Annotated in this window: 22 protein-coding genes; 6 read left to right on the top strand and 16 right to left on the bottom strand. The window is 42.3% G+C overall.

What is annotated here, in order from left to right:
* Positions 1-79: 79 nt before the first annotated feature.
* The 8 genes from MKZ26_RS12565 to MKZ26_RS12600 form a co-directional block, all read right to left on the bottom strand.
* Complete coding sequence (locus tag MKZ26_RS12565) at positions 80-1285, bottom strand: MFS transporter (RefSeq protein ID WP_340766389.1); 1206 nt, start codon at positions 1283-1285, stop codon at positions 80-82.
* Positions 1286-1376: 91 nt separating this feature from the next.
* The gene (zupT, locus tag MKZ26_RS12570; protein ID WP_067205145.1) at positions 1377-2186 is read right to left on the bottom strand and encodes a zinc transporter ZupT; all 810 of its coding nucleotides are present in this window, start codon (positions 2184-2186) and stop codon (positions 1377-1379) included.
* Positions 2187-2288: 102 nt separating this feature from the next.
* Entirely contained in the window at positions 2289-4343 is a 2055-nt protein-coding gene (locus tag MKZ26_RS12575; RefSeq protein WP_340766390.1) for a FapA family protein, read from the bottom strand.
* A 221-nt stretch (positions 4344-4564) separates the two neighbouring features.
* Positions 4565-5539, bottom strand: coding sequence for a siderophore ABC transporter substrate-binding protein (locus MKZ26_RS12580; protein ID WP_340766391.1), 975 nt, complete (start codon positions 5537-5539; stop codon positions 4565-4567).
* Positions 5540-5626: 87 nt separating this feature from the next.
* Entirely contained in the window at positions 5627-6388 is a 762-nt protein-coding gene (locus MKZ26_RS12585) for an iron ABC transporter ATP-binding protein (RefSeq protein WP_340766392.1), read from the bottom strand.
* Positions 6385-7335, bottom strand: a complete 951-nt coding sequence (locus tag MKZ26_RS12590; RefSeq protein ID WP_340766393.1) for an iron chelate uptake ABC transporter family permease subunit — start codon at positions 7333-7335, stop codon at positions 6385-6387. Before MKZ26_RS12590 ends, MKZ26_RS12585 begins: the two co-directional genes overlap by 4 nt.
* Positions 7328-8278, bottom strand: a complete 951-nt coding sequence (locus tag MKZ26_RS12595) for an ABC transporter permease (RefSeq protein ID WP_340766394.1) — start codon at positions 8276-8278, stop codon at positions 7328-7330. The genes MKZ26_RS12590 and MKZ26_RS12595 overlap by 8 nt, the downstream gene beginning before the upstream one ends.
* Before the next feature lie 346 nt (positions 8279-8624).
* A complete protein-coding gene (locus tag MKZ26_RS12600; RefSeq protein ID WP_340766395.1) occupies positions 8625-9503 on the bottom strand; it encodes a DUF6612 family protein in 879 nt (292 codons plus the stop codon).
* Between the two features lie 222 nt (positions 9504-9725).
* Between MKZ26_RS12600 and MKZ26_RS12605 the strand changes: the two genes are divergently transcribed.
* On the top strand, positions 9726-11444 hold the full coding sequence (locus MKZ26_RS12605; RefSeq protein WP_067205125.1) for an ABC transporter ATP-binding protein: 1719 nt from the start codon (positions 9726-9728) through the stop codon (positions 11442-11444).
* Between the two features lie 265 nt (positions 11445-11709).
* Here MKZ26_RS12605 and hflX read toward each other — a convergent pair whose 3' ends face one another.
* The 5 genes from hflX to MKZ26_RS12630 all read right to left on the bottom strand — a co-directional run bounded on the left by hflX (position 11710) and on the right by MKZ26_RS12630 (position 18951).
* Positions 11710-12981, bottom strand: coding sequence for a GTPase HflX (hflX, locus tag MKZ26_RS12610; RefSeq protein WP_067205122.1), 1272 nt, complete (start codon positions 12979-12981; stop codon positions 11710-11712).
* Positions 12982-13075: 94 nt separating this feature from the next.
* Complete coding sequence (locus MKZ26_RS12615) at positions 13076-13777, bottom strand: VOC family protein (protein ID WP_340766396.1); 702 nt, start codon at positions 13775-13777, stop codon at positions 13076-13078.
* A gap of 71 nt (positions 13778-13848) precedes the next feature.
* Positions 13849-15333 (bottom strand): sodium/proline symporter PutP, encoded by a 1485-nt coding sequence (putP, locus tag MKZ26_RS12620; RefSeq protein WP_187046525.1) that lies wholly within the window; start codon positions 15331-15333, stop codon positions 13849-13851.
* 232 nt (positions 15334-15565) lie between these two features.
* A complete protein-coding gene (locus MKZ26_RS12625) occupies positions 15566-17200 on the bottom strand; it encodes an AMP-binding protein (RefSeq protein WP_340766397.1) in 1635 nt (544 codons plus the stop codon).
* Between the two features lie 191 nt (positions 17201-17391).
* Positions 17392-18951: an FMN-binding glutamate synthase family protein gene (locus MKZ26_RS12630; protein ID WP_187046524.1), complete on the bottom strand. Its 1560-nt coding sequence runs from the start codon at positions 18949-18951 to the stop codon at positions 17392-17394.
* A gap of 90 nt (positions 18952-19041) precedes the next feature.
* Here MKZ26_RS12630 and nfsA point away from each other — a divergent pair, with 90 nt between their 5' ends.
* The 3 genes from nfsA (at position 19042) to MKZ26_RS12645 (ending at position 21389) form a co-directional block, all read left to right on the top strand.
* Positions 19042-19773, top strand: coding sequence for an oxygen-insensitive NADPH nitroreductase (nfsA, locus tag MKZ26_RS12635; RefSeq protein WP_340766398.1), 732 nt, complete (start codon positions 19042-19044; stop codon positions 19771-19773).
* A gap of 11 nt (positions 19774-19784) precedes the next feature.
* Complete coding sequence (locus MKZ26_RS12640; protein ID WP_340766399.1) at positions 19785-20951, top strand: class I SAM-dependent methyltransferase; 1167 nt, start codon at positions 19785-19787, stop codon at positions 20949-20951.
* 144 nt (positions 20952-21095) lie between these two features.
* The gene (locus MKZ26_RS12645) at positions 21096-21389 is read left to right on the top strand and encodes a nucleoside triphosphate pyrophosphohydrolase (RefSeq protein ID WP_340767655.1); all 294 of its coding nucleotides are present in this window, start codon (positions 21096-21098) and stop codon (positions 21387-21389) included.
* Between the two features lie 90 nt (positions 21390-21479).
* Here MKZ26_RS12645 and MKZ26_RS12650 read toward each other — a convergent pair whose 3' ends face one another.
* Positions 21480-22139 carry a Dph6-related ATP pyrophosphatase gene (locus MKZ26_RS12650; protein WP_340766400.1) on the bottom strand — a complete coding sequence of 220 codons (660 nt, stop codon included), beginning with the start codon at positions 22137-22139 and terminating at the stop codon, positions 21480-21482.
* Between the two features lie 361 nt (positions 22140-22500).
* Here MKZ26_RS12650 and MKZ26_RS12655 point away from each other — a divergent pair, with 361 nt between their 5' ends.
* Together MKZ26_RS12655 and MKZ26_RS12660 are read left to right on the top strand one after the other, a co-directional pair.
* Positions 22501-22998 (top strand): RNA polymerase sigma factor, encoded by a 498-nt coding sequence (locus MKZ26_RS12655; RefSeq protein ID WP_340741324.1) that lies wholly within the window; start codon positions 22501-22503, stop codon positions 22996-22998.
* Entirely contained in the window at positions 22995-23867 is an 873-nt protein-coding gene (locus MKZ26_RS12660) for an RsiV family protein (protein WP_340766401.1), read from the top strand. Before MKZ26_RS12655 ends, MKZ26_RS12660 begins: the two co-directional genes overlap by 4 nt.
* A 56-nt stretch (positions 23868-23923) precedes the next feature.
* Here MKZ26_RS12660 and MKZ26_RS12665 read toward each other — a convergent pair whose 3' ends face one another.
* Both MKZ26_RS12665 and MKZ26_RS12670 read right to left on the bottom strand, forming a co-directional pair.
* Positions 23924-24424, bottom strand: a complete 501-nt coding sequence (locus tag MKZ26_RS12665; protein WP_340741322.1) for a PCYCGC motif-containing (lipo)protein — start codon at positions 24422-24424, stop codon at positions 23924-23926.
* A 132-nt stretch (positions 24425-24556) separates the two neighbouring features.
* The gene (locus MKZ26_RS12670; RefSeq protein WP_340766402.1) at positions 24557-24955 is read right to left on the bottom strand and encodes an HIT family protein; all 399 of its coding nucleotides are present in this window, start codon (positions 24953-24955) and stop codon (positions 24557-24559) included.
* Positions 24956-24963 lie beyond the last annotated feature (8 nt).

Raw genomic sequence — 24963 nt, forward strand, 5'->3', positions numbered from 1 at the left:
TTTACGGATGAATAGCGGTGGAAGTTTCATTTGATTAATTAAAAAAAGCCCGCCCTCATCACAAAAGGCAGGCCTTCATTCATTCCAATTCAGTCTGTTTCGTTTCTGTTCCTAAAAAGACAACGGCTATCACACCGATAATAATCGCGCCACAGAAGATACCGAATACCAAATCGAATCCGTAACCTGCTGCAAGAAGTGTACCGATGAGTAACGGTCCGAATATACCGCCAATACGGCCAACCGCTGCCGCCATTCCAGATCCTGTTGCCCGGATTGCAGTCGGATATTGTTCTGGTGAATACGCGTACAAAGCTCCCCAAGCACCTAAGTTAAAGAAAGATAACAATGCACCTGAAGTGAGAAGCAAGGGAAGGGTTTCTGCGTTCCCAAAGAACAATGCACTTGCTGCAGTTCCAAGAAGATACGTGGCAAGAACAAATTTCCGTCCTGCTCTCTCGATTAACCAAGCAGCTGTAAAATAGCCTGGCAATTGAGCAAGCGTCATAATAAGAACGTATTTGAAGCTATGAATCAAATCAAAGCCTTTCATTACCATAACACTTGGTAACCACAGGAACATGCCATAATATGAAAATACTACCGTGAACCAGACGATCCAAAGCATGAGTGTTCGTCGTGCATACTTTTTCGACCACAGTGTTTTAATCTTTTCTACAGCTGACTGTTTCGGTTTGCCATCCTGCTCAAACTTCGGAGAATCCGGTAATCTGCGTCGAAGATAGATGGCGTAAAATGCCGGCAACGCTGTAATAATTAACGCAAGTCTCCAGCCATAGTTCGGAATAACAAAGTAGGCGATGATTGCGGCTAGCAACCATCCTGCTGCCCAAAAACTTTCAAGGAGCACGACAACACGCCCCCGTTCATGCGCCTCAACGCTTTCAGATACTAATGTCGATGCGACTGGCAACTCGCCACCAAGTCCTGCTCCGACAAAAAAGCGGAGGATCAGAAAAGCAGTAAGCGTCATCGTCAACGCAGATAATCCACTAGCCACAGAGAACAGGACAAGCGTCATCATAAATACGTTTTTCCTACCGATTTTATCCGCAAGCATTCCAAATCCTAATGCACCAACCGCCATCCCAATCGAGTTGACGCTGCCTATCCAACCCATTTGAGATGGCGTCAACTGCCATTCTACTGCAAGTGCCGCGATAACGAACGACAGAATTCCGACGTCCATTGCATCGAACATCCAGCCCGTTCCCGCAAGCCCTAATAATTTATTTCGGGAAATTTCCTGTTTCTGTTTCTTCATAACGTCTCTACCCCTCGTAGTGTAGTGTGCAACCTGGTGTCTTTACACCTGTCATTATACCTTACACAACGAATCCACACAAAGGTTTTTTTTACGCGACAAGCACGAGACTAACAGCCATTACTGCCATTCCAGCCATAAAACCGTAGACCGACAAATGCGCTTCGCCGTATTCCCGAGCAGCAGGAAGTAATTCATCAATTGAAATGAATACCATAATTCCTGCTACAGCAGCAAAGATAACGCCGAACATAATACCGTTCAAATACGGCATCAAAATAAGATAGGCCACAATCGCACCAACTGGTTCTGCCAATCCAGAAAGAAATGATAACTTAAATGCTTGCTTACGATTACCCGTCGCAAAATAAATAGGTACGGCGACAGCAATCCCTTCTGGAATATTGTGTATCGCGACTGCGATGGCAATAGCAATTCCAAGCGTCGGGTCTTGCAACGCCGAAGTGAATGTTGCAATTCCCTCTGGAAAGTTGTGTATGGCAATAGCGAGGGCTGTAAACATACCCATTTTTTTCAGCTTGGCATATTCGTCATTCGTCGGACCTGCATTCACATCTTCTACACTCTTTACCTCATGCGGATTCCCAATCGCAGGAATCAGACGATCGATAAGTGCAATCAACAGCATTCCGCCGAAAAAACCGGCGATTGTCACCCAATAGCCATTGGTTAAGCCCAAATCTAACACAAGTGCATCTTTAGCTTTTACAAATATTTCGACAAGTGACACGTAAATCATAACGCCCGCTGAAAATCCGAGGGCTATCGAGAGGAACTTTGTATTCGTCCTTTTTGTGAAAAATGCAAGTAAGCTACCGATTCCCGTTGCAAGTCCCGCAAAAAGAGTAAGGGCGAATGCAAACAGTACATTTCCATCCATGTATACATCTTCTTTCTATTTCTAGGTTAGAACTATTGTATGCTATGAGTTTCCCTAACTCAACATCTGGCCTTTACTATTTTCATGTTCAACAGGAATTCTTTATTTTATCAATAGCATTCCTTCATCATCCAGACGAGCAAAAACACCCATTTCATTGGCTGTAAATGTATAAGACCTATTTCCAACATGAATTTCTGTTCCCGCATGCGCATGCCCAATTGTGATATTTCCTTTTTCTCCTGTTCGGACAACTGTCTTAATTAAGTTTACGGACCCTGTATTTTGGAGGGATATTTTATTGGCTGCGATGATTTCCCCACCGCGGCAAACACCACGCACTTTTATATCGTGACCTGCTGTAACCGAACTATGATAAAGCCCTTTCGAGGTCACCTCAATATTGCCATTACTATATAACACGCTATTAATGGCATAGGGTACTGAAAGGTATAATTTCGGAGCTGCTTTCTCACCATACAATTCCACAAGCGTTTTTACTTCCCCGATTAAAAGTTCGAAACCACCCATATCTTTCAATTGCTTATTTTCAGAAGTTATAAATACCTCATATAATTTGGCTGCCATTTCACTCCATTCTACCGGCAACTGGAGAGAATGATTTTTAACTTTTTGGAGGAAGTGCCTATTCAAATCTTGGAATGCCGTATATTTCTTTTCGAGCAAGAGCCTAATAAGATGGTTCAACTCAGCTGAACTGAGGCTATCGTCCGTCTCTCCCCGTATCAGGAGTATCTGTTGGATTGCAGCTCGAATTAGTTCCAGATACCCCTTAATTTCATTAAGTTGAGTTGTTAGTTCTCCTATTATAAACTCATGTTGCCCGACGCTAATTGTGGAGGAAAAAACATTCCCTTTTACGACAGCCGATTTCATGGCATGAATCGTCGCTTTCGTCACAGACCCCCCTATGTTAACTGTTCCTGTCGCCCCCACGAACATTGAAGGTTGTATATTCCCTTGTATACTTACGTTCCCTTCAAAGCGAATATTCCCGCTCGCCATATCGACTTCCCCTTGGTGATGAAATTCATGATTGACATCAATTTTCACAAGCTTATTTCGCCATTCCACGGATGGTTTCCCTGATATCGCTGCAACAATATCATTGTCCACCTGCGTTACATTCACACCAAGACGCAGGACAATGTCATTCGCCTTTTTCACAGGAATCGCTTTCCCAAGAAGGCTACTGCCTGGTGTTCCCTGAACCGGTGGTATATAGGTTGCAATGACTTGTCCAGCTTCTACCGACACAATCAGGTTCATCTCATGAAAATCCACCTTTTCCAATTCCCCCGGTGTTTTTTCCTGATAGTCGATATGCATTTCTAAATCGCCATCCAGTCCTTCAATTGGAGGTACCCCTTTCGCCACAATCGTTTCAAACGGTTTGATCGCGTCCGTCACTTTCTTGATAGCCGGGAAGAGCAACCCTTTTTGTATGCCTAATGATTTCAGGTGTTCAACAATTACTTGAGGGTCTAAATCATTGTAGTACTCAATTTCCTCATCTGCTTCAATATGAAGAACTTGTTCGAACTCCGTATCGCGTAAAGTGTGCTTCACCTTTTTCCCAGGTGTGAAAATAAGCATGGCAAGCATGTCATGCTCAATCAATTGAATTTCAAAATGTGGTGGAATAAGCCCATCGCTTACTGTCACTTCTACTTTATCTCCAGGTGAAATAATTGTTTGCCGCTTTATTTGTTTTCCATTGATTGAGAAATTAACATTTGAACCAGGAACGACTATGGGGTATTTTTTACCTAAAAACTGTATATCAATCTTTTCATTGCTAATACGTGCCCCAGCTACTTTACTAATTGCTGATGACAGGCCACCCAGAGGCTGGGCATCGTTCCATTCCCGATTCGTCCCTTCTGTTGGTACTAATCTATCGAGATATTGTTCGATTGCCAGATTCCGATCTTGCGTCTTTTTCGTAGCGGATGGTGATTCTATGATTTGTGTAACATTTACTTCAGCCAGCGTTTTTCGTAAGCCAAAAAGATTCTTTCGTGGATTCGACAACACTTCAATATGGACTTCTTCCAATTTCAATTCTGTAATCGATAAGGCTAGCCGGACAGCTTCCTCAATCGTTTCTGCTTTTACCGTAATAGATTTCCCCATATCTTCCCCCCCATTTCAAATCTAATTTCCGTTTTAGGCTAGTACATTAATCTTATCATATTTTTCTGTATTTTCTATCATTATACCCAGTGTTTAGATAGTAAATGTGTAAATGCGACCTAATTCGCTAAGGGTTGTCCACAGGCCGATAGTTTTATATTTTTCTATACAACAAAAAAAGAGCCGGTTCACTTTTCAGTGAATCGGCTCTCTTGCTATTTTTACAATACCGCTTCGACTTCTTTAATCATTTCTTTCACAGATTGAAGTCCGCCACCAGACAGGTACCAATAGTCAGGATCTAAGTAAATGATTTTACCGTCTTTATAAGCGTTTGTTTTCTTTACAAGGTCGTTTTCAATTGAATCTTTTGCACTTGCATCGCCGCCAATCGCAGCGTCACGGTCGATAACAAAGAGAATGTCTGGGTTTGTTTCAAGGATATATTCGAATGTGATACTTTGACCATGAGTCGATACTTCAAGTTTTTCATCAGCTGCTTTAAAGCCAAATACATCATGAATAATACCAAAACGTGAACTCAGTCCATAAGCACTTACTTTTCCTTCATTTCCAAGAATGATCAATGATTTCGCATCGCTCTTGCTTGATTTTTCATTAATCGCTGCAATTCTTTCGTCAATGTCAGCAAGTTCTGCTTTCATTTCATCTTCCTTACCAAAGAGTTCAGCAACCATTTCCATGTTTTCTTTGAATGACTCCATGTAGTTTGTTGTATCCACTCCTACAAAGATTGTTGGAGCAATTTCACTTAGTTCATCGTACATAGCAGATTGACGTCCTGAGATGAGGATAACATCTGGTTTCATTGCATGGATTGCTTCAAAATCAGGTTCTTTAAGACCGCCAACGTTTACATACTTTGAATCTTCATATTTTGACAAGTATGAAGGAATGTTCTTTTGTGGAACACCTGCTACTTCAACGCCAAGCTCATCTAGCGTGTCAAGCATACCAAAATCGAATACGACAACTTTTTCAGGATTTTTTTCGACTGTAGTTTCGCCAAGGTCGTGCGTAATTACCATTGGTTCTGCTGTTTCAGTTTCTTCAACTTTTGGCTCTGTTTTGTCACCAGTTGTTTTATCGTCTGTTGCATCTTCGTCTTTCGATCCACAAGCTACTAGTACAGCCATTAATGCGAACATCATCATTGTTATTAGTATTTTCTTCATCATTACCATCCTTTTAGTTGTATTGTAAGTTTAAACCCTTTTACTTGGGTCGGTTTCTAAACTTCGGGTGCCCTACACTTTTCCTAATTAAGAGTCGAAGTACACACAGATACGACAATTAGCCATTTGTTTAATTGGAATATCCATATCGTAAATATCCTTTAATGCATCGGAAGTGATGATTTCGTCGGTCGGACCGTCTTTGACGACACGTCCCTCTTTGAGCGCAACAATCCGATCCGAATAGACGGATGCGAAGTTAATGTCATGCAGGACGATGACAACCGTCTTCCCTAAATCATCTACAAGTCTTCTCAATATTTTCATAATTTGGACAGAGTGCTTCATATCCAAATTGTTCAGCGGTTCGTCAAGCAGTATATAATCCGTATCCTGTGCGATAACCATCGCGATGAATGCCCGCTGGCGTTGTCCACCCGATAGTTCGTCGAGATAATTATCTTGCATATCCATTAGATCCATATAATCCATCGCTTGATTGACGAAACGAAGATCTTCGGCTGTCAGCCTCCCCCTTGAATGTGGGAATCGACCAAACGACACAAGTTCACGAATTGTCAAACGGACGTTCATGAAATTCGACTGTTTCAAAATCGAAATCCGTTTTGAAAACTCGTTTGATTTCATCTGTTTTACATTGTCTTTATCGACAAGCACTTCCCCCGTATCTGCATCTAGCAGACGGCTTACCATTGATAGAAGCGTCGATTTACCAGCACCATTTGGTCCGATGAAAGACGTGATCTTTCCGCGATGGATATCCACGCTTACCTTTTCAACGACCGCTTTTTTACCATAGAACTTCGATAACTCACGGACTTGAATCATGTAGATCGACTCTCCTTTAATAGTAAGTAGATGAAGTAAATGCCGCCGATGAAGTTAATAATGACACTTAGAGTCGTCGAGAACGTGAATATTCGTTCAACAACCCATTGTCCACCAACAAGGGCAATAATACTCATAATAGATGCACCAGCAATTAGAACACTATGCTTATACGTTTTGAAAAACTGATAGGACAAATTCGCAACGATCAAACCGAAAAATGTGATTGGACCTACTAGTGCAGTCGAGACCGCAATTAAAACAGAAGAGAGGATAAGCATCGTCTTGACGACTTTGTCGTAAGAGACACCTAAGTTAAGTGCGGTGTCCCTTCCAAGCGATAGCACATCAAGTTGATTGAAGTATCTCCATCCAATGACGAGACTGATGAAGACGATGGCCAATGCCCACCAAACGAGTTCACCGCTGACGTTGTTGAAACTAGCAAACATCTTATCCTGCACGAGCATGAATTCGTTCGGATCAATTAACACTTGCAAAAATGTCGATATGCTTCCGAAAAATGTCCCGACGATAATTCCTACAAGAAGCAGGAAGTAAATTGGGCGTTTGCCCCCCTTGAATAAAAATCGATAGAGGATAAGCGCGAATACAACCATTGCAGAAACAGATATTATAAAATTCACCTGTTTATTGACAATTATCATATGACCTGAACCGAGGAAGAAAATGATTGCTGTCTGCAACAATAAATACAGTGAGTCCAGCCCCATAATACTCGGTGTCAAAATACGGTTATGTGTAATTGTTTGGAAAATGACCGTTGAATACGCAATTGCAACGCCCGTGATAGCCATTGCCATCACTTTGATGCCGCGGCGCGGTAACGCATAGTCAAAACTTCCGTTTAATCCTTGGAAAAGATACAGAATACAGAATGTTACTGCAAATACACTGAGTATGATGAGTTTCGTTGAGTTACGCATAGGCCTTCCTCCTAAACAATAAATAGAGGAATATTCCACTGCCAATAACGCCTACCATCAAACTAATTGAAATCTCATACGGATAGATAAGCACTCTACCTAAAATGTCACAGACAAGCAGGAATATCGCGCCTAGCAGTGCTGTATGAGGCAATGTCTTCTGTAAATGATCTCCTTTAAAAATAGAAACGATATTCGGAATGATCAAGCCAAGGAAGGGAATCATTCCGACCGTCAAGACGACGGTAGTGGTAATAAGTGCAACAAGGATAAGTCCGATATTGACGATCCGCCTATAAGCAAGCCCGAGGTTTTTCGAGAAATCCTCACCCATCCCCGCAACAGTAAACCGGTTTGCGTACAAATAAGTAATGATTAGCACGGGAATGCTTATGTATAGAAGTTCATAACGTCCTTTCATAATCATCGAAAAATCACCTTGTAACCATGCCGACATATTTTGAATGACATCCGCTCTGTAAGCAAAAAACGTCGCAATAGATGACAAAATATTACCGAACATAAGCCCAACTAACGGAATGAAAATCGCATCCTTGAATTTGATACGGTCAAGGATTTGCATAAACAGTAGCGTGCCGGCAAGCGCGAATACAAATGCGACAATCATCTTTTCAATTGTGGATGCGTTTGTGAATAACAGCATCGAGACAAGAATCCCGAGCCGTGTCGCATCCAAAGTTCCTGCTGTCGTCGGTGAAACGAATTTATTTCGGCTCAGCTGTTGCATAATGAGACCTGCTATACTCATCCCTGCTCCTGCAAGTAGAATAGCGACAAGTCGTGGCACACGGCTGATTAGAAAAATTTCGGTTTCTTCCGATTTAAAATCAAGCAGACCCATTGGCGTAATATGGCTCACTCCTACAAATAATGATAGGAATGAAAGACTGATAACTGCGATTACTAAGTAACGTATCTTCATGGGTATCCCCGATATCGATTATTTACTACCAATTGAGAATCTGTTTAATGAAAACAGTTATCAATTAGCGCAAATTCAATTATAGCATGCTAGAATTCACTGTCAATGATTAACTGAAAATCATTATCAGTGAGAATAGAAGATTAAGTAGGGTACCCTTGACTACCACTTTTCATATAGTCAGTCATGTTAGTTTATGGATGTTATGGAATTTATCGAGATTGATCTTCCAATTTTTATGATTGGCCTGAGTTGTTTACTGGTCTGGCAGTGTTTCTGTTAGATTTCCACATTTTACTTATTTCAATAAAAAAGACACCGGAGTGGATAACCGGTGCCCATTGTTTCACTGCCCCATCGATTCATTGATATCGACAGCGTTATCTAGTATTTCTTGTGGAATTTTAATTGTGTCGATTTCGTTAATTTTACTGATGTCAGCTTTTACTTTCTGGTCAATATGCATCTCTTCGCCTTCGACTTCCATCGTCATATCCATCTTCATATTGAACGCATTTGTGTAGAATGTCTTTTTGTCGATGAAGATTTCATACTCGAGTGATTTCACTTCCATATTTTCCATCACTTCCGCCTGTTCTTCATTCATTTCCATACCCGCAGGCATGTTTTCAGTAGCAACTTTTTTGAATAGCTTGCTGAATTTATCGCCTGCTGCGGATAATGTAAGGATGTAAGCATCATCCGTTTGCTCAAACTTGAAGTCATCTGTAAATTCTTTGAACATGTTCATGTCAAGTGTCGGATCCGCTCCTCCGGACAGTTGGCCACTCATTTCCTCATACATTTCATTTGGTAGCTTAATCCAATCACCCGACTCCGGATCTTTCATGAAGAAGCCTGCATCTGTCATATAGATTTCCATGTCCATCTTCCCTTGCTCACCCATGTCCATCTTCATCTTCTGATACATCGAGAGTGGTTCCATAACCATATCCATGTCCATATTTATCTTACTGTTCATTTCAAACTCTTGGCTTGGTACTTTAATCAGCTGATCGATATCCATTTTGGCGTGCATACTCTTTTGCTCTTCCGAAACTGCCATCACCTTCTCATAAACTTCCTGCGCTGTCATGTCGCTCTTATTCTGAACTTCTACCTTCTTGCCCGTATCAGGATCTGTTTTCGGCTCCGCTGTCTTACCGCATGCACCAAGTCCAAGTACAAGAATTCCTGCTGCAATACCCTTCATCCAATTGTTCATATTATCCGCTTCCTTCCAATTGCTAATTTTATCTACATATACTCATACGGCTCAAAACACAAAGAGTTCCACATTTCAAAGTAATTGAATATTATTACTCAATTACTTACTCACATCTATTGAACTACATGAGTATTATTTCGGTTTCAGAAATTAATTATCGTCTTCTGTCGCTTTTTCCGCTATACTAGCAATTATCAGACTAAAGGGGATTAAAACGATATGCTCAAAAAGTTCTTTTCATATTACAAACCACATAGGCGACTTTTCATCATCGACTTTTCAAGTGCTATTTTCGTAGCATTGCTCGACCTTGCGTTCCCAGTCGCGGTCCAGTGGTTCATTGATGATTTGCTGCCTAAAGGCAATTGGGGACAAATCACGACGATAAGTATTCTATTATTGGTCGTTTATTTACTGAGTACGTTCCTTCAATATATCGTCAGCTATCTTGGTCACAAACTCGGCATCAATATCGAAACCGATATGCGCCAGCAGCTATTCAACCATGTACAGCGGCAATCCTTCCGTTTTTTTGACAACACGAAGACCGGACATATTATGAGCCGGATTACCAATGATCTGTTCGACATCGGGGAACTCGCCCACCATGGTCCAGAGGACGTCTTCATCGCGATCATGACGCTTATTGGGGCATTTGCCATCATGTACAGCATCAACCCTGAACTTGCACTGATCGCAATTATTATGGTTCCATTTCTCATTATCCTCGTCACATTCTGTAACATCAAAATGAATGCGGCATGGCAAAACATGTACGGTAAAATTGCTGACGTCAATGCACGCGTAGAAGATTCCGTGTCAGGTTCACGCGTTGTCAAATCATTCACGAACGAAGACTTCGAAATTGCGCGCTTCCGCATAGACAACGGGAATTTCAGAATAGCCAAGCTTGTCGCTTATAAAGTGATGGCCTGGACCCATTCGAGTATGTTCATGATGACCCGGCTTGTCACTCTTATCGTACTTGTTGTTGGAGCGTGGTTCACACTCAACGACAAATTGTCGAGCGGCGAACTCGTAGCATTTGTACTGTTCGTCAATGTGCTCATTAAGCCTGTCGATAAAATCAGCGCGCTATTGGAACTGTATCCAAAAGGTATGGCAGGATTCCGCAGGTTCCGTGAATTAATTGAACAAGAGCCTGAAATTAAAGATCGTCCAGACGCAGTGGCTGTTGCCCATTTGAACGGAGATATTATCTTCGATGATGTAGATTTCCACTATGACGATAACAAAGCCGTACTAGAAGGTATTAACTTAAACATACGCGCGGGTCAAACGGTTGCATTTGTTGGGCCATCTGGAGCCGGAAAAACAACGATTTGCTCGCTTATTCCGCGTTTTTACGATGTCACTGAAGGTGCGATTTCTATTGACGGGATCGATATCCGCGATATGACGCAGCACTCCTTGCGTTCACAAATCGGTATCGTTCAGCAGGACGTCTTCTTATTCACCGGGACCATTAAAGAAAATATTGGCTACGGAAAATTGGATGCGATGGATGATGAAATTATTTCAGCAGCGAAAAAAGCGCATCTAGAAGACTTCATCGCTTCACTTCCTTATGGCTATGAAACACAGATTGGAGAACGCGGCTTGAAATTATCCGGCGGCCAGAAACAACGTCTTGCCATTGCCCGCATGTTCTTGAAAAACCCGCCAATTCTTATTTTAGATGAAGCGACATCAGCTCTCGATACAGAAACGGAACGCATTATTCAGCAGTCGCTCGCTGAACTTGCTGAAAACCGGACAACCCTTGTTATCGCACACCGATTGGCGACAATCCGTGATGCTGATCGCGTTGTCGTTGTCACAGAAAACGGGATTGCGGAAGATGGCAAGTACGATGAGCTTGTGAAGAAAGGCGGGATTTTTGCCCGACTGCATAACAATCAATTCCAAGAGGTTTAACTTTCATATAAGCGGGCATACTAGAACTATTCCACCCCCTTTCTCTTAGATAGAAAAAACAGCACCACATGACCTCCCTAGTCATGTGGTGCTGTTTTTTGATTTTTAAAAGATAAGAAAGTATGAGTTTTTTGGACTTAGAATAGTGTCTAGCTCCAGCGCCTAGCCCCTCGAGTCGCTTCAGTCCCGAAGTTAAAGGCAAAGTGCGCCTTTATCTTCAGGCCCTCCAGCGCTTGTCGGGTCTACCAAGGCGCTTGCGCTTTTCTTAGTGGCTTACGATAAATTCTTCAATCTTGGCTCGCTCTGAAATATCCATTTCCACAGTCATCAGCGTTCCATCTTCTTCATACTCCGTACTTTTGACGTTCGCTTTGTCATTCAAATAGGACACGATATCACCACGGTCAAATGGAATAAGTAGCTTGCATGTACTATATTGTTCAAAAATCTTTTTCTTGATCAACTCGATAAGTTCATCTAATCCTTTTCCTTCACGTGCAGAAATCCACACACTATCATCGCTCACTACTGGATAGGGAACATCCGCAAGATCAGCTTTATTGTAAATATTAAGCGTCGCTACATTCTCTACTCCAACTGCCTGCAATGTGTCATTTGTTACTTCCATCATATAGCCGTGTTCCGAATTCGACACATCCACTACATGTAATAGGAGATCCGCATCACGCGCTTCTTCTAATGTTGAACGGAATGCTTTTACAAGATGGTGTGGCAGTTTCGAAACAAAACCGACTGTATCCGTCAAGATGAATTCTTTGTTATCCTCAAGCTTCACTTTCCGAATTGACGTATCGAGTGTCGCGAATAACATATCTTCCTCATACACTTGCTTCGCATTGTCTACGTCCATCTTCAGCAGCAATTTATTCATAATCGTCGACTTGCCAGCATTCGTATAACCGACAATCGAAACAACAGGGATACCACTCTTTTTACGTTGCTTGCGCTGAGTTTCACGCTGATCCTTCACATGATCAAGGTCACGGCCAAGTTTGGAAATCTGGTCTTCGATTTTTCGACGATCGAGTTCAAGTTTCGTTTCTCCTGCCCCTTTATTCTGAACACCGCCGCCTGCTCCGCCGCCCTGTCTACCAAGGGATGCACGTAAACCGACAAGTCTAGGAAGCATGTATTGCAGTTGCGCAAGTTCAACTTGCATCCGAGATTCACTCGTTCTCGCACGCCGTACGAAAATATCAAGAATGAGCATTGTCCTGTCAATCACTTTACAGTCCAGTTCTCGCTCCAAATTACGAATCTGAGACGGAGACAATTCATCATTAAAGATAACAAGGTTAGCATCTAATTCTTCGTAGAAGTTCTGAATCTCTTCCATTTTCCCTTTCCCGACATAAGTAGACGGGTTACGCTTTTCCATGTTTTGCGTCACTTCTCCAACGACTTCAACATCGATTGCTTTAGCAAGGTTTTTTAATTCTTCCATTGCATATTCAAAGTGCTGATCCTTTTGTTCATGGACCCCCACAATTACTGCGCGTTCGACTAAAAATTCCATAGAACTACCCCTTCCAGACAAGCTATAAGTATGTTTAGTCTACCATATGTGACGAAATTGTATGTCAGACAGGTCGAACTGCACAACTACTCTGTCACTGTTGGTCAGTTTGCCCAACGATAACATCCGTCAATCTATCTTTGTCGCCTTCATGTGCAACAAATTTCAGCACAACATTCGGCAAGACGATGTCATCAGTATTGCCAACTTTCTGCGACAATAAAATGGCCCACTCTGCTGTTGCTCTTAATGGATCTTCGACACTAAAAACACACTCCGTAATTTCCAGCTGTTCATTGTCCAGGGAAAGCGTTCCCTCTTCACGTAATTTCGCAAAACGTGTTTCTTCTGGCTCCTCCCAATCGATGAAAAATGGATAGGGTAACTCATTCGATACGGGTTGATCGATGAACAACATTTTCCACTTCCGCAATTGGCCATCAGCCGTTCTTCGCTCAGCATCGAGCACGCCTGAAGTATGGAATCCTTTATTTTCAACTTCCTCATTGAATTTCTCGATATTGTCGACAGACAGACAAATCGTCCCCCAACCATCGCCCTGTTCAAGATCATGAAGCAATAACGTAGTCAGCGGGTGGTCTACTTGTTGCGCAATTCCCATTTTCTCGACTGACAACCATTCAATATAAGCATTCTTCGTATAGAGTAGCGCATTATGCGTACCCCATTGTTCATGACGACCACCGACTACAGCGTGACGTCCACTCGCTTGCTGTTCCACTACGATTTTCTCCGGTTCTTTATTCGTGAAATAGACAGTATGATCAAGCTTCATAGTAATAACCCCACCTTCTTAATTTTAAATAAATGAAAAGCCTGCAGTAGTAGATACCGCAGGCTTTCAAATTACTTATCTTCGTTAAGGATTTCAAGTGCTGCTGAGAATTCTTTATCAATCTCGGCATTTGGTTTATATGTGATATTACTAACGACAACTGTAACAATCAGGCAGAGAAGGAAACCAGGTACGATTTCATAAAGGGTGCCCGATAAAGCATCGACGTTCCCCCAAATCATAACTGTTATTGCTCCAACTATCATTCCCCACAGTGCACCTTTCGTTGTAAGTTTGCGCCAGTAAAGAGATAGCAAGATGATTGGACCAAATGCAGCACCAAATCCAGCCCATGCAAACGATACGATTTTCAAAATGGATTCATTGTTAGGCCAAGCAAGTACCATAGCAATTACTGAAACTGCAAGGACGGCCATTCTACCTAAAAACACATAATGCTTATCCGTTGCGTCTTTTTTCATAAACGTTTTGTATAAATCTTCAACTAGCGCAGAAGAGGATACAATCAGTTGCGAAGAAATTGTACTCATAACAGCTGCAAGAACAGCCGCAAGCATGATTCCCGCAATGAATGGATGGAAGATAATCTGTCCTAGAACAATAAATACCGTTTCATTATCCACCAGTGTTGCATTCGTGTTCTGCTGATAATAAGCAATTCCGATAAGTGCAGTTGCAACTGCACCGAATAAACTCAAGAACATCCAACTAATTCCGATACGACGTGCTTTTTTCGCTTCTTTGTGCGAGTTAAGCGCCATAAAGCGGACGATGATATGCGGTTGACCGAAATAACCCAGTCCCCACGCGACTGCAGACAAAATACCTAGGAACGTTGCACCAGATACGAAATTCAGCAATTGTGGATCCACAGCACGGATACTTGTCGCAGTTTCTGTAAATCCTCCTGTGATGAAGATACCGACAATCGGCACAAGAAGGAGCGCAAAGAACATAACGATACCTTGGACAACGTCCGTGTAACTAACCGCCAAAAATCCTCCGAATAGTGTATAGAATATAACGACACCCGAAACAATCAGTAGGCCTACGTGATAGTCCAACCCGAATGAGCTAAGAAAGAACTTCCCGCCCGCAACCATTCCCGAAGACACATAAAATGTGAAGAATATTAGAATAATAATACCCGAAGCAATACGCAAGAGACGGGATTTATCTTTCAGACGACTTTCCAAGTAACTCGGAATTGTAATAGAGTCACTTGACACTTGTGTGTAGACACGTAAACGAGGTGCAACAAACACCCAGTTCAAATATGCTCCAACTGTCAAACCGACCGCAATCCATGCTTCAACTAATCCATTGAGATAGATTGCACCCGGCAACCCCATAAGCAACCAGCCCGACATGTCAGCAGCACCAGCACTGAGAGCGGTTACAGCCGGCCCAAGCGAACGCCCACCTAACATATAATCCGTGAGATTGGATGTGCGTTTGAATGCATACCATCCAATGAAAATCATCGCCGCCATGTATATAATAATTGCAATTAATTGATACCCTTCATTTGACATGATGAATCCTCCTTTTATTAGATTGCCTCTATCATATCACCTTTTTAATAAATAGAAATCTGTTTTTCGTAATAAACGATAGTAAATAATGTATATTGAATAGACAGAATACGACGAAGTACTTTCATTCACCTTACATTTCCCAGGAAATAATGCATATTCGACAAGCAATTTTTTTATAACACACGAAAACAGGCGTATCCCTCTATGTCTAGAGGGATACGCCTGTTTTTTATTGGTATGACTTTTCTACGGACATTTCTCGCAGTTTGAACTTTTGTATTTTCCCCGAAGCAGTCATTGGATATTCTTTTATAAACTCAATGTATTTTGGTATCTTATGATGTGAAATACGCCCCTTACAAAATGCGCGTACGGACTCTTCATCCAGATTCACACCTTCTTTCAGAATAACCCACGCCATTAGTTCCTCACCGTATTTCGCATCTGGCACACCGACGACCTGTACGTCTGCGATATCAGGATGCGTATACAGAAATTCCTCGACCTCTTTTGGGTAAATATTTTCGCCGCCACGGATGACCATATCTTTGATGCGCCCCGTAATATCGATGTAGCCATCTGCATCCATCACTGCAATATCGCCCGTATGAAGCCAACCTTCTGCATCAATCGCTTCACGTGTTGCTTCCGCATTGTTGTAATACCCTTTCATAATGTTATAACCACGCGTGCAAAGTTCCCCTGGCACGCCAACCGCCAGTTCTTCACCCGTTACAGGATCAATAATTTTGACTTCAACGTTCGGATGCGGCTTGCCGACTGTTGACACGCGTTTTCCGATTGGATCATCCGTCTTCGTCTGCGTAATGACAGGGGATGCCTCTGTCTGGCCGTAACAAATCGTAATTTCACTTGCTCCCATATCTTCAATAACACGTTTCATAACTTCAATCGGACAGACAGATCCAGCCATAATACCGGTACGAAGCGTAGATGTATCGTAGTTCTTAAAGTCAGGGTGATTCAACTCTGCGATGAACATCGTTGGCACCCCATGAAGTGCTGTACACTTCTCATCTTGTACTGCTTGAAGTACACGCAATGGATCGAACTGTTCGAGTAAAATCATCGCAGAACCGTGCGTAACCGCCGCGAGCGTTCCTAGTACACAACCAAAACAATGGAAAAATGGAACAGGAATACAAACGCGGTCCTGCTCTGTCAGTTTCATGTAATCCCCAATTTGTTTACCGTTATTCACGACGTTATAATGTGTCAGCATGACCCCTTTAGGAAAGCCTGTTGTGCCAGAAGTATATTGAATATTAATGACATCATCGGGATCAAGTGATTGAAATTGTCCCTCAAACTGCTCATCCGTTACTTTATCAGCTTGCGCCATGAATTCCGACCATTTGAACATACCTTGTTCTTCTCGTTCCGTCATCAGGATGATTCGTTTGAAATGAGGCAGTTTGACACTTGATATAGAGCCCCTCTCACTCCTCACCAATTCCGGACAAACCGTACGGATAATATCTATGTAACTCGTTCCTTTAAAGCTTTCATCCAGAATGAGCGTAGTTGCATCAGATTGCTTCAGCAAATATTCCAGTTCTGTAGCTTGGTAATTCGTATTTACCGTGACAAGGACTGCCCCCATCTTCCCTGTTGCATATTGGCTAAGCAGCCACTCCCTTTTATTGTCTGACCATATGGCAATGTTTTCCCCTTTTTCGATGCCCATAGCAATAAATGCTTTTGCAAGTTGGTCCGTTTCTTCATCAAATTCTTTATATGTTCTTCGAATTCCATGTTCCGGATAGACATAAGCTTCCTGGTCCGGATAAAGCTCCGCTTGTTCCCTTACAATTTCCCCCACTGTTTTACGTAGCAATGTCATGTCCATTCCCCTTTTCTGAAACAATCATATAGCAATATGTTATCACGAAGTTCAGATTATTGAAAATTAATTTCAGGTTGTAGTGTATTTGTTGTGAGGTTCCGATGGAGTGTTGTTTTCTTTTGGCGAAACGTTGCAAACACCACAAAAAATACCGTTCCACCTCTCAAGGCAGAACGGCATACTTCAATTCATTCCACAGGAAAGACGCGTCCTCGTTCATCTTTGTAAACGACATGATGTCGTTCGAGTTTCGTTGGCGAATCCAGACCTGCCGCTGCAGCGACACGGAAAAGTCCTTCTCGCATCGTCAAAATATAATTTGTGACACGGTACTTTTTCTCTTCGACGACGAGGCCTTGCTGTAATTTCTTATCTGTCGTTGCAACGCCCGCTGGACAATCATTCGTATGACAACGGTGCGCCATAATGCAACCGACCGAGATCATAAAACCACGCGCAACTTGAACAAGATCTGCTCCCATTGCTAGAACTATTGCTGCTCGGTCCGGTGTCGTAATCTTACCCGATGCAATAATTTTCACGCGGTCACGTACTTCAAATTTTCGAAGTGCATCGTCCAGAAGAATAATTGCTGACCGCAACGGTAATCCAACGCTATCAGCAAGATCCTGGTATGTAGCGCCCGAGCCGCCCTCCCCACCATCTAATGAGATAAAGTCGGGACCCATACCTGTTTCATGCATGAATGACGCAAGTTCCTCTGCATCCTGTTTCCCACCGAGGACAACCTTAATACCAACCGGTTTACCCGAATGCTGACGAATTTGATCAATGAATTCAAAAAGTGTTGGGTAATCATCAAACTGGTGAAAGCGGTTTGGACTATTAATAGAGACAAACGGAACAACATTACGAATTGCCGCAATTTCTTCCGTTACCTTCGCCCCTTCAACGTGCCCACCACGCATTTTCGCACCTTGCGCTAATTTAATTTCAAACGCTTTGACTTGCGGAATATCCGCTTTTTCACGAACCCGCTCAAAACTGAATTCGCCATCCTCCGTTCTAAATCCGAACAAACCCGAGCCAATTTGTGCAATTATATCTGCACCGCCCGCCAAGTGATGCTGGGACAGACCTCCTTCGCCGGTATTCATCCAAGCCCCTTGCGCCATGCCAATCCCTTTTGACAATGCAGTGATTGCATTTTCCCCGAGTGCCCCATAACTCATCGCGGATTGACCAAGCATGCTGCGGACATGAAATGGATGCTCACAGTTCGGACCAATGACGATTGCATCCTCTTCTGGCAACAACCAAGGCAATGTCGGAATATCTTCGCGGTGTTCTTTACGTGAGAAGAGATTATCTTCATCAACGACATAACGCATCGTATCTATAAGGTTTGAATTATCAACGCGCATTTCCTCATTTTGCTTCGTAAACATTGCGTTGCGGATATAATAACCCGATTCTTCAAAATCACGTTTCGAGCCAAAGCCAATGACACTATTCAAATATTTCCCTGGCATAACCATGTGTAGGTATTCTTCACGATTGAATGGTTCGCCGTCATTATCGTCGTCAAACAGATATTGACGAAGCTCAGGACCCGTCTTCTCCATCACATAACGCATCCGCCCTAAAATCGGGAAATTCCGAAGAATCGCATGTTGCTTTTGGCTTTTGTCATAAAAGTATAGATATATGGCAATTGTAATTGGTAAGATGACTAGAAATAAAATTAACAACGCCGTGGTAATTGAAATACTTTCCGCCCAATTCATAACAACACCCCTTTGTTAAGCTTTAAAGGTAGTTTACCACTATCACAGTCTGTTAATCTTAATTAATAAAACATTTTTTGGAGGGATTCCATGGTTATCGACTTATTATCTGCCCACGCATCTGTTCGAAAATATAAAGACATTACACTACCAAAAGAAGAAGTACTTGAACTCATTCGGGCCGGGCAGCATGCCGCAAGTTCGCACTTTGTCCAAGCATACTCTGTCATTTATGTAACGGATGTTGAAAAACGCAAGAAACTAGCGGAATTCGCGAAGAACCCGCAACAGATTTTATCAGCTGGCGCCGTTTTAGTCTTCTGCGCGGACTATTGTCGATTGAAAAAGGCAGCTAACTTAGTCGGAAAAGACATTGATTTCTCCTCTGCTGAAAGTGTCCTTGTCGGCTCCATCGACGTTGCTTTATTCGCCCAAAATGTAGCGATCGCGGCCGAATCAAAAGGTTATGGCATCTGTTATATCGGGGGCGTACGTAATGCACCTGAGGAAATAAGCGAATTGCTATCGCTTCCCAACGGTGTTACTCCACTATTCGCCATGACAATCGGCGTTCCTGACGAAGCGAATGAAGTGAAACCGCGCTTACCGGTAGAAGCAATTATTCACGAAAACAGCTACAATACCGATAAATACGACGAACTTATCCCTAAGTATGATGAAACAATGAACGACTATTATTTAAGCCGCGGCTCAAACCGTAAAGACGCCGCCTGGTCCGATTCCATGGCAGACTTTTTAGAAGTTCCTCGTCGAACGCATATGAAAGATTTTTTGAAGAAACAGGGATTTGAGTTTAACTAGGAGTGATGACAATGCAATTTGAGGAATTAGTGGACGAATTAACACGACGGATAACAGACGGGTCTTTCATTGGCGGGACAATCAGCCAATCCCGCACAAAAACAGATGAACTAAAACGGGTGAAAGTGAAACCAGTGGAAATAAAAGGGCAGCTGCATATTCAATTTGAATACCAGTACGAACGAGTGCTGAACCATGAAAATGTTACCCCTGATGCATTGCGAGCACATTTACAACAACTACTCGAGCGTTTCAGACAAATACACGCTGAGTTTTCGGATGAAAAAGTCCAGGTTCAGCTGACGAAAAAATTTAAAGTAATGTGGAAGTCTGAAAAAGGAGCATCTGAAAAAGTAGTTGACCTTTCACACAACCGTAAGAAAAATTATTTATTGGATGAAAATACGCCCTATCCATTTCTAGTACGACTTGGCGTCCAAACGCCCGACGGCAAAGTGAAAAAACAAAAGCACGACAAGTTTAGACAAATTAACCGGTTCGTCGAATTCATCGACGATTCTCTTGCCCACTTACCGAAAGATCGTACTGTACGTATTCTTGATTTCGGTTCCGGTAAATCCTATTTAACATTTGCGCTCTATCACTATTTACGTATCGAAAAAGGGCTGGATATTAAGGTAACTGGCCTTGATTTGAAAAAAGAAGTGATTGAGGAATGTAGCACCATTGCGAAGGATCTTGGTTACGATAATCTTGAATTTCTAGTAGGAGATATCAATGATTATAATGACGAAACGTCAGTCGACATGGTCGTCACCTTACATGCATGCGATGTTGCGACAGATATGGCGCTTGCCCGTGCGGTGAAATGGGGAGCGAAAGTCATTTTGAGCGTGCCATGTTGCCAGCACGAACTATTCTCTCAGGTTAATTCCCCCGCGCTAGACGTTATGCTTCAACACGGACTCATCAAAGAACGGTTCTCAGCACTTGCTACTGATTCCATTCGTGCCGAGCTGTTATCACTCGTGGGTTACGAGGCTCAGTTACTCGAATTCATCGACATGGAGCACACACCCAAAAACATTTTGATTCGAGCTTATCAGACCGGACGAGAAGCTTCTGCGGATGAAGTGAAACGGTACACTGAATTTAGGAAGCTGTTGAATGCAGATCCGTTTTTAGAGAAAGAACTGGGCGATTTATTGAATATATGATTAAAGCCATCCACATTTGCCTCATGCGAATGTGGATGGCTTTTTCAATTTAAAGAATCACATGTTATCATTTAGAATAATTAGATTTAGTGATTAAAAGGAGACAACAACATGCCGATATAAAATAAATTAGTACGCGACCGGATTCCCGAAATCATCGAAAAGTCCGGTCTGATTTGCAATACACGCCTTTTGAATGAAGACGAATACATTAACGAAATCAACAAAAAAATGCATGAAGAACTGGAGGAATACGAATCCACCGAGACGACAGATGACGCCATCGAAGAACTTGCGGATTTGTTGGAGCTCATCCATGCAGCCGTTTCATATTACGGGGTATCATTTGAAGATCTAGAAAAGGTAAGAGTAGAAAAGGCTGAGAAACGCGGCGGATTCGAAGAGCAGATTTTCCTTATGGATGTTGAAGAAGACTGATACCCGATGGTTCACCCTACTTAATAATGCAATGCTGTCCGCGACATTAAGTTCGCGGACTTCTTCCCTTACGAAACTTCCCATCCACACTTATTTCCCCAATGATACATCCAAAAACACATAGTCATCCCGTTTATGCTGCCCTGAAAAAACGACCGGGACCCGTTCACTAAAAATCGGTCCGTCTACAACCACAGTGTGAAATTCCCCAGATTCCCCACATGAATCAATGCCGAGCGCATCGAGTTCATCCATCAGTTCGATAGTAAATTTACGGCCTATGAAATGGGCAGGCGTCATTGTTGTATTGACGACAACGATGTATGCCTCGAATCCGCCCTCTATAAACTCTTCCAATATCTTGCGACGCGGCTCCATCCATAATGGATGAACTGCTTTCATATTGACTTTCGCACATGTTTCTTGAACCCACTCCAAATGGTCTTCAAGATCGATATCCCCGAAAACCCCGTGGCTGATGCCTGACTCAACACATTCTTTCATCGCGTCTAAAAATTGCTCTTCATACCCTTTCCAGCTTGCTCCCCGTATCATTAAAGGGACGCCGATCCTTTCAGCTTGGGCTGCTACGACTTCAAAAGGCAGCGCATGTGATTTTGACCGTTCTTCATCCTCTTCAAACATTGTCCATAACCGTTTCGGAATGCCACCCGCTTTCATTGCGCGGTAATAAGCCATCGCAGAATCTTTTCCGCCGCTCCATGATGCAACAAATAATATATCCTCCATCTTGATTTCTCCTCCGTATAGCAGATTTTTTTGTTTTTAAGTATCAGTACTTCTCTCTCAAGATCAGCAATTTTTTCGCAGTGCTTTTCCAGATCCGAAAACTCCCTTGCAAAAAAGAAATAAAACTTTAAAGAACTATAAATCCTCCTAGAAACACAATACTAAAATCTACATTATCGCCATGGCCTACACCCTTACGTTATATTTATTTTACCATGAATTTTCCAATGTTTCGTAAAGGATTCTTTTAATTGATTTTTTTCAGCGAATGAAAACATAAAACTTTTCAGACATGTACCCCGTCAAATAACTATAACGTGTTCGCGACATGTTGGAAATTGGAGAAGGTGAATCTTTTGTCATGACAAAAAATGAGAAGTTTGAGCTTGTAGAAAAATTTATAGTAGAGAATCGTGAAGCCCATTATCGCCTTGCATACAGCTATGTTAGAAATAAAGAAAATGCACTTGATATTGTACAAGATGCCATTTTAAAAGCCCTCAATTCAATTGATCGACTTGAAGAGATTGCCTATTTGAAAACTTGGTTCTACCGGATCATCGTTAATACATCCATTGACTTCATCCGAAAACATCAGCGTATTACAGTGATGGACGATGACATTCTCGGCATTCATTTGCCACAGTTAGAGGATGACATTATCGACATGGACTTACATGATGCCATTGACCAGTTGCCTCCTAAATACAGATCTCTTATTATTCTTAGATTTTTCGAGGATTTGAAAATTGATGAAATCGCTGTAGTGATGGATGAAAATGTGAATACGATTAAAACAAGATTATATGCAGCATTGAAAAAGTTACGCATTGAAGTTGGGGAGGAATTCAGGTTATGAAAGAATTGAAAAAGTTGAAAAAGAACTATGACGAAACGGAGATTCCGTCTGAGTTGGAAGACGTCGTAAAAGCTTCGATTCGTCGAGCAAAAGCGTCACAGAAAAGACGTCCATTTCTAAAACAATGGACGATTGGAGCCGCCGCCGCTGCTGCTCTATTCATCGGTAGTATAAATGTCAGTCCATCCTTCGCACAGGCAATGGCAAATGTTCCGCTTCTTGGAGCGATTGTGGATGTATTTACCGCACAACAATTGACTGTCGATGAAAAAACGTACCAAGCAAATGTCGCTACACCAGCAATTGAAGGATTGACTGATGAAGGACTGCAATCTTCTCTGAATGAGAAATACCTTGAGGAAAACAAAGTACTTTTCGAACAGTTCCAACAAGAGGCCGCGGAATTGGAAAAGGCAGGTGGCGGTCATCTTGGCATCGACACTGGCTACGAAGTGAAAACAGATACTGACCAGCTTCTATCGATTGCTCGCTATGAGGTGAATACGGTCGGATCCTCTTCAACAACAATGAAGTACGACACAATTGATAAGCAGAACAACGTGTTAATCACATTGCCAAGTCTTTTTAAAGATGATAAATACGTCGATGCTATTAGCTCATATTTAGTAAGTGAAATGGAGCGACAAATGGCAGCAGATGAAGAGGTCTCTTACTTTTTGAATAGCGAATTTTTCGATGACTTCAAAACAATCCAAGCCGATCAGTCATTCTATATTACAGCTGATAATAAGCTTGTCATTTCATTCGATAAATATGAAATTGCACCTGGTTATATGGGTGTCGTGACATTTGAAATTCCGTCAGAAATTTTGAGTGATTTACTGGTCAGTAACACATACATTAACTAATCCCTTTCCTATATAAAAAAGCAGACACTTTCGCGTGTCTGCTTTTTATAATTCAATTATGCTGGCATCGGCGTTTTTGTTGGTTCCGCGTAGCCTTCTTTATAATTTTCATCGATGAATTCACGGATTTCTTTTAACGATTTACCTTCTTGCTTCATCATTACAGATTGCACGGCGATATCCAGACAAACTTGGCAACGTGTGCCGTGGTCATCCCAGACAACAGAACCGTCTTCACGAACTTCGTCGATGAAACAATTCAAGTTACTATCATGACCTGCGCTTTCACCGCACCCACAATAGCAAGGCATCCACTCAATAATATCCGTTGCAGTTCCCGCCATTTGATAGACAAGACGCATATCCTCCGACTTATCATCTAGGAACGACGGTAAAATATCGGCAGAAGCTGTTACTTCTTGCAAGTCACCGTTTGGTACATGCTGCTGTTCCCCATGTGCCATGTCATGTTCTTTCTCGCTTGGCTGTGCTTTTTCTCCGCATGCTGAAAGGACAAGAATCGCTGCAAGCAAGATGAATATCCATTTCTTTTTCATATACTGCCCACCCCTTATTCGTGTAGTTGTCCTTTCATCATAACCCAAAACAACACGTTTATAAGTTACAGTTTGATGGACAAAAAAGTTAATCTTCAATCAGAGGGGGTTTTACTGCCCGTTAATGTGGGATCAAACACGACGGTGATTAGCCTCTTGCTTAATCCAATGCCGGATACCTTTCCCAGCATACGGCTCATCCGCAAATCTCGGAATCACATGTAAATGCGCGTGCGAAATCGATTGCCCGCCTGTTTTTCCCGTATTCCAACCAACGGAATAACCATCGTGCCCGTACCGCTCTTCCAAATGAGCTTTCGCTTTCATTAGCAGTTCCTGTGTATCAATCCATTCCTGCGCGGTTAATGAAAATACATCGACTGCATGCCGTTTCGAAACGATGAGCCCGCTCCCTTCCAACACTGTTTGCTCGGAAGGCTTTTGAATATAAGCGCATGTCGCATTTTCAAAGATAATTTGCTGCTCAGGATCCGCTAGCAAATTGCAATATGGACACTCTTTTTCGTACATACTGAAGT

It is taken from the genome of Sporosarcina sp. FSL K6-6792 (genome assembly GCF_038004885.1).
GTDB lineage: Bacteria > Bacillota > Bacilli > Bacillales_A > Planococcaceae > Sporosarcina > Sporosarcina psychrophila.

Excerpts from the sequence above, each read along its gene's own strand:
- MKZ26_RS12575 (WP_340766390.1), bottom strand. The coding sequence starts at position 4,343 with ATGGGGAAATCTATTACGGTAAAAGCAGAAACGATTGAGGAAGCTGTC.
- MKZ26_RS12595 (WP_340766394.1), bottom strand. The coding sequence starts at position 8,278 with ATGAAGATACGTTACTTAGTAATCGCAGTTATCAGTCTTTCATTCCTA.
- MKZ26_RS12670 (WP_340766402.1), bottom strand. The coding sequence starts at position 24,955 with ATGTACGAAAAAGAGTGTCCATATTGCAATTTGCTAGCGGATCCTGAG.
- MKZ26_RS12665 (WP_340741322.1), bottom strand. The coding sequence starts at position 24,424 with ATGAAAAAGAAATGGATATTCATCTTGCTTGCAGCGATTCTTGTCCTT.
- MKZ26_RS12615 (WP_340766396.1), bottom strand. The coding sequence starts at position 13,777 with ATGAAGCTTGATCATACTGTCTATTTCACGAATAAAGAACCGGAGAAA.
- putP (WP_187046525.1), bottom strand. The coding sequence starts at position 15,333 with ATGTCAAATGAAGGGTATCAATTAATTGCAATTATTATATACATGGCG.
- MKZ26_RS12630 (WP_187046524.1), bottom strand. The coding sequence starts at position 18,951 with ATGAATTGGGCGGAAAGTATTTCAATTACCACGGCGTTGTTAATTTTA.
- MKZ26_RS12650 (WP_340766400.1), bottom strand. The coding sequence starts at position 22,139 with ATGGAGGATATATTATTTGTTGCATCATGGAGCGGCGGAAAAGATTCT.
- zupT (WP_067205145.1), bottom strand. The coding sequence starts at position 2,186 with ATGGATGGAAATGTACTGTTTGCATTCGCCCTTACTCTTTTTGCGGGA.
- MKZ26_RS12605 (WP_067205125.1), top strand. The coding sequence starts at position 9,726 with ATGCTCAAAAAGTTCTTTTCATATTACAAACCACATAGGCGACTTTTC.
- MKZ26_RS12585 (WP_340766392.1), bottom strand. The coding sequence starts at position 6,388 with ATGATTCAAGTCCGTGAGTTATCGAAGTTCTATGGTAAAAAAGCGGTC.
- MKZ26_RS12580 (WP_340766391.1), bottom strand. The coding sequence starts at position 5,539 with ATGAAGAAAATACTAATAACAATGATGATGTTCGCATTAATGGCTGTA.
- MKZ26_RS12660 (WP_340766401.1), top strand. The coding sequence starts at position 22,995 with ATGAAAGAATTGAAAAAGTTGAAAAAGAACTATGACGAAACGGAGATT.
- MKZ26_RS12600 (WP_340766395.1), bottom strand. The coding sequence starts at position 9,503 with ATGAACAATTGGATGAAGGGTATTGCAGCAGGAATTCTTGTACTTGGA.
- MKZ26_RS12640 (WP_340766399.1), top strand. The coding sequence starts at position 19,785 with ATGCAATTTGAGGAATTAGTGGACGAATTAACACGACGGATAACAGAC.
- MKZ26_RS12590 (WP_340766393.1), bottom strand. The coding sequence starts at position 7,335 with ATGCGTAACTCAACGAAACTCATCATACTCAGTGTATTTGCAGTAACA.
- MKZ26_RS12655 (WP_340741324.1), top strand. The coding sequence starts at position 22,501 with ATGACAAAAAATGAGAAGTTTGAGCTTGTAGAAAAATTTATAGTAGAG.
- MKZ26_RS12625 (WP_340766397.1), bottom strand. The coding sequence starts at position 17,200 with ATGACATTGCTACGTAAAACAGTGGGGGAAATTGTAAGGGAACAAGCG.
- MKZ26_RS12565 (WP_340766389.1), bottom strand. The coding sequence starts at position 1,285 with ATGAAGAAACAGAAACAGGAAATTTCCCGAAATAAATTATTAGGGCTT.
- hflX (WP_067205122.1), bottom strand. The coding sequence starts at position 12,981 with ATGGAATTTTTAGTCGAACGCGCAGTAATTGTGGGGGTCCATGAACAA.
- nfsA (WP_340766398.1), top strand. The coding sequence starts at position 19,042 with ATGGTTATCGACTTATTATCTGCCCACGCATCTGTTCGAAAATATAAA.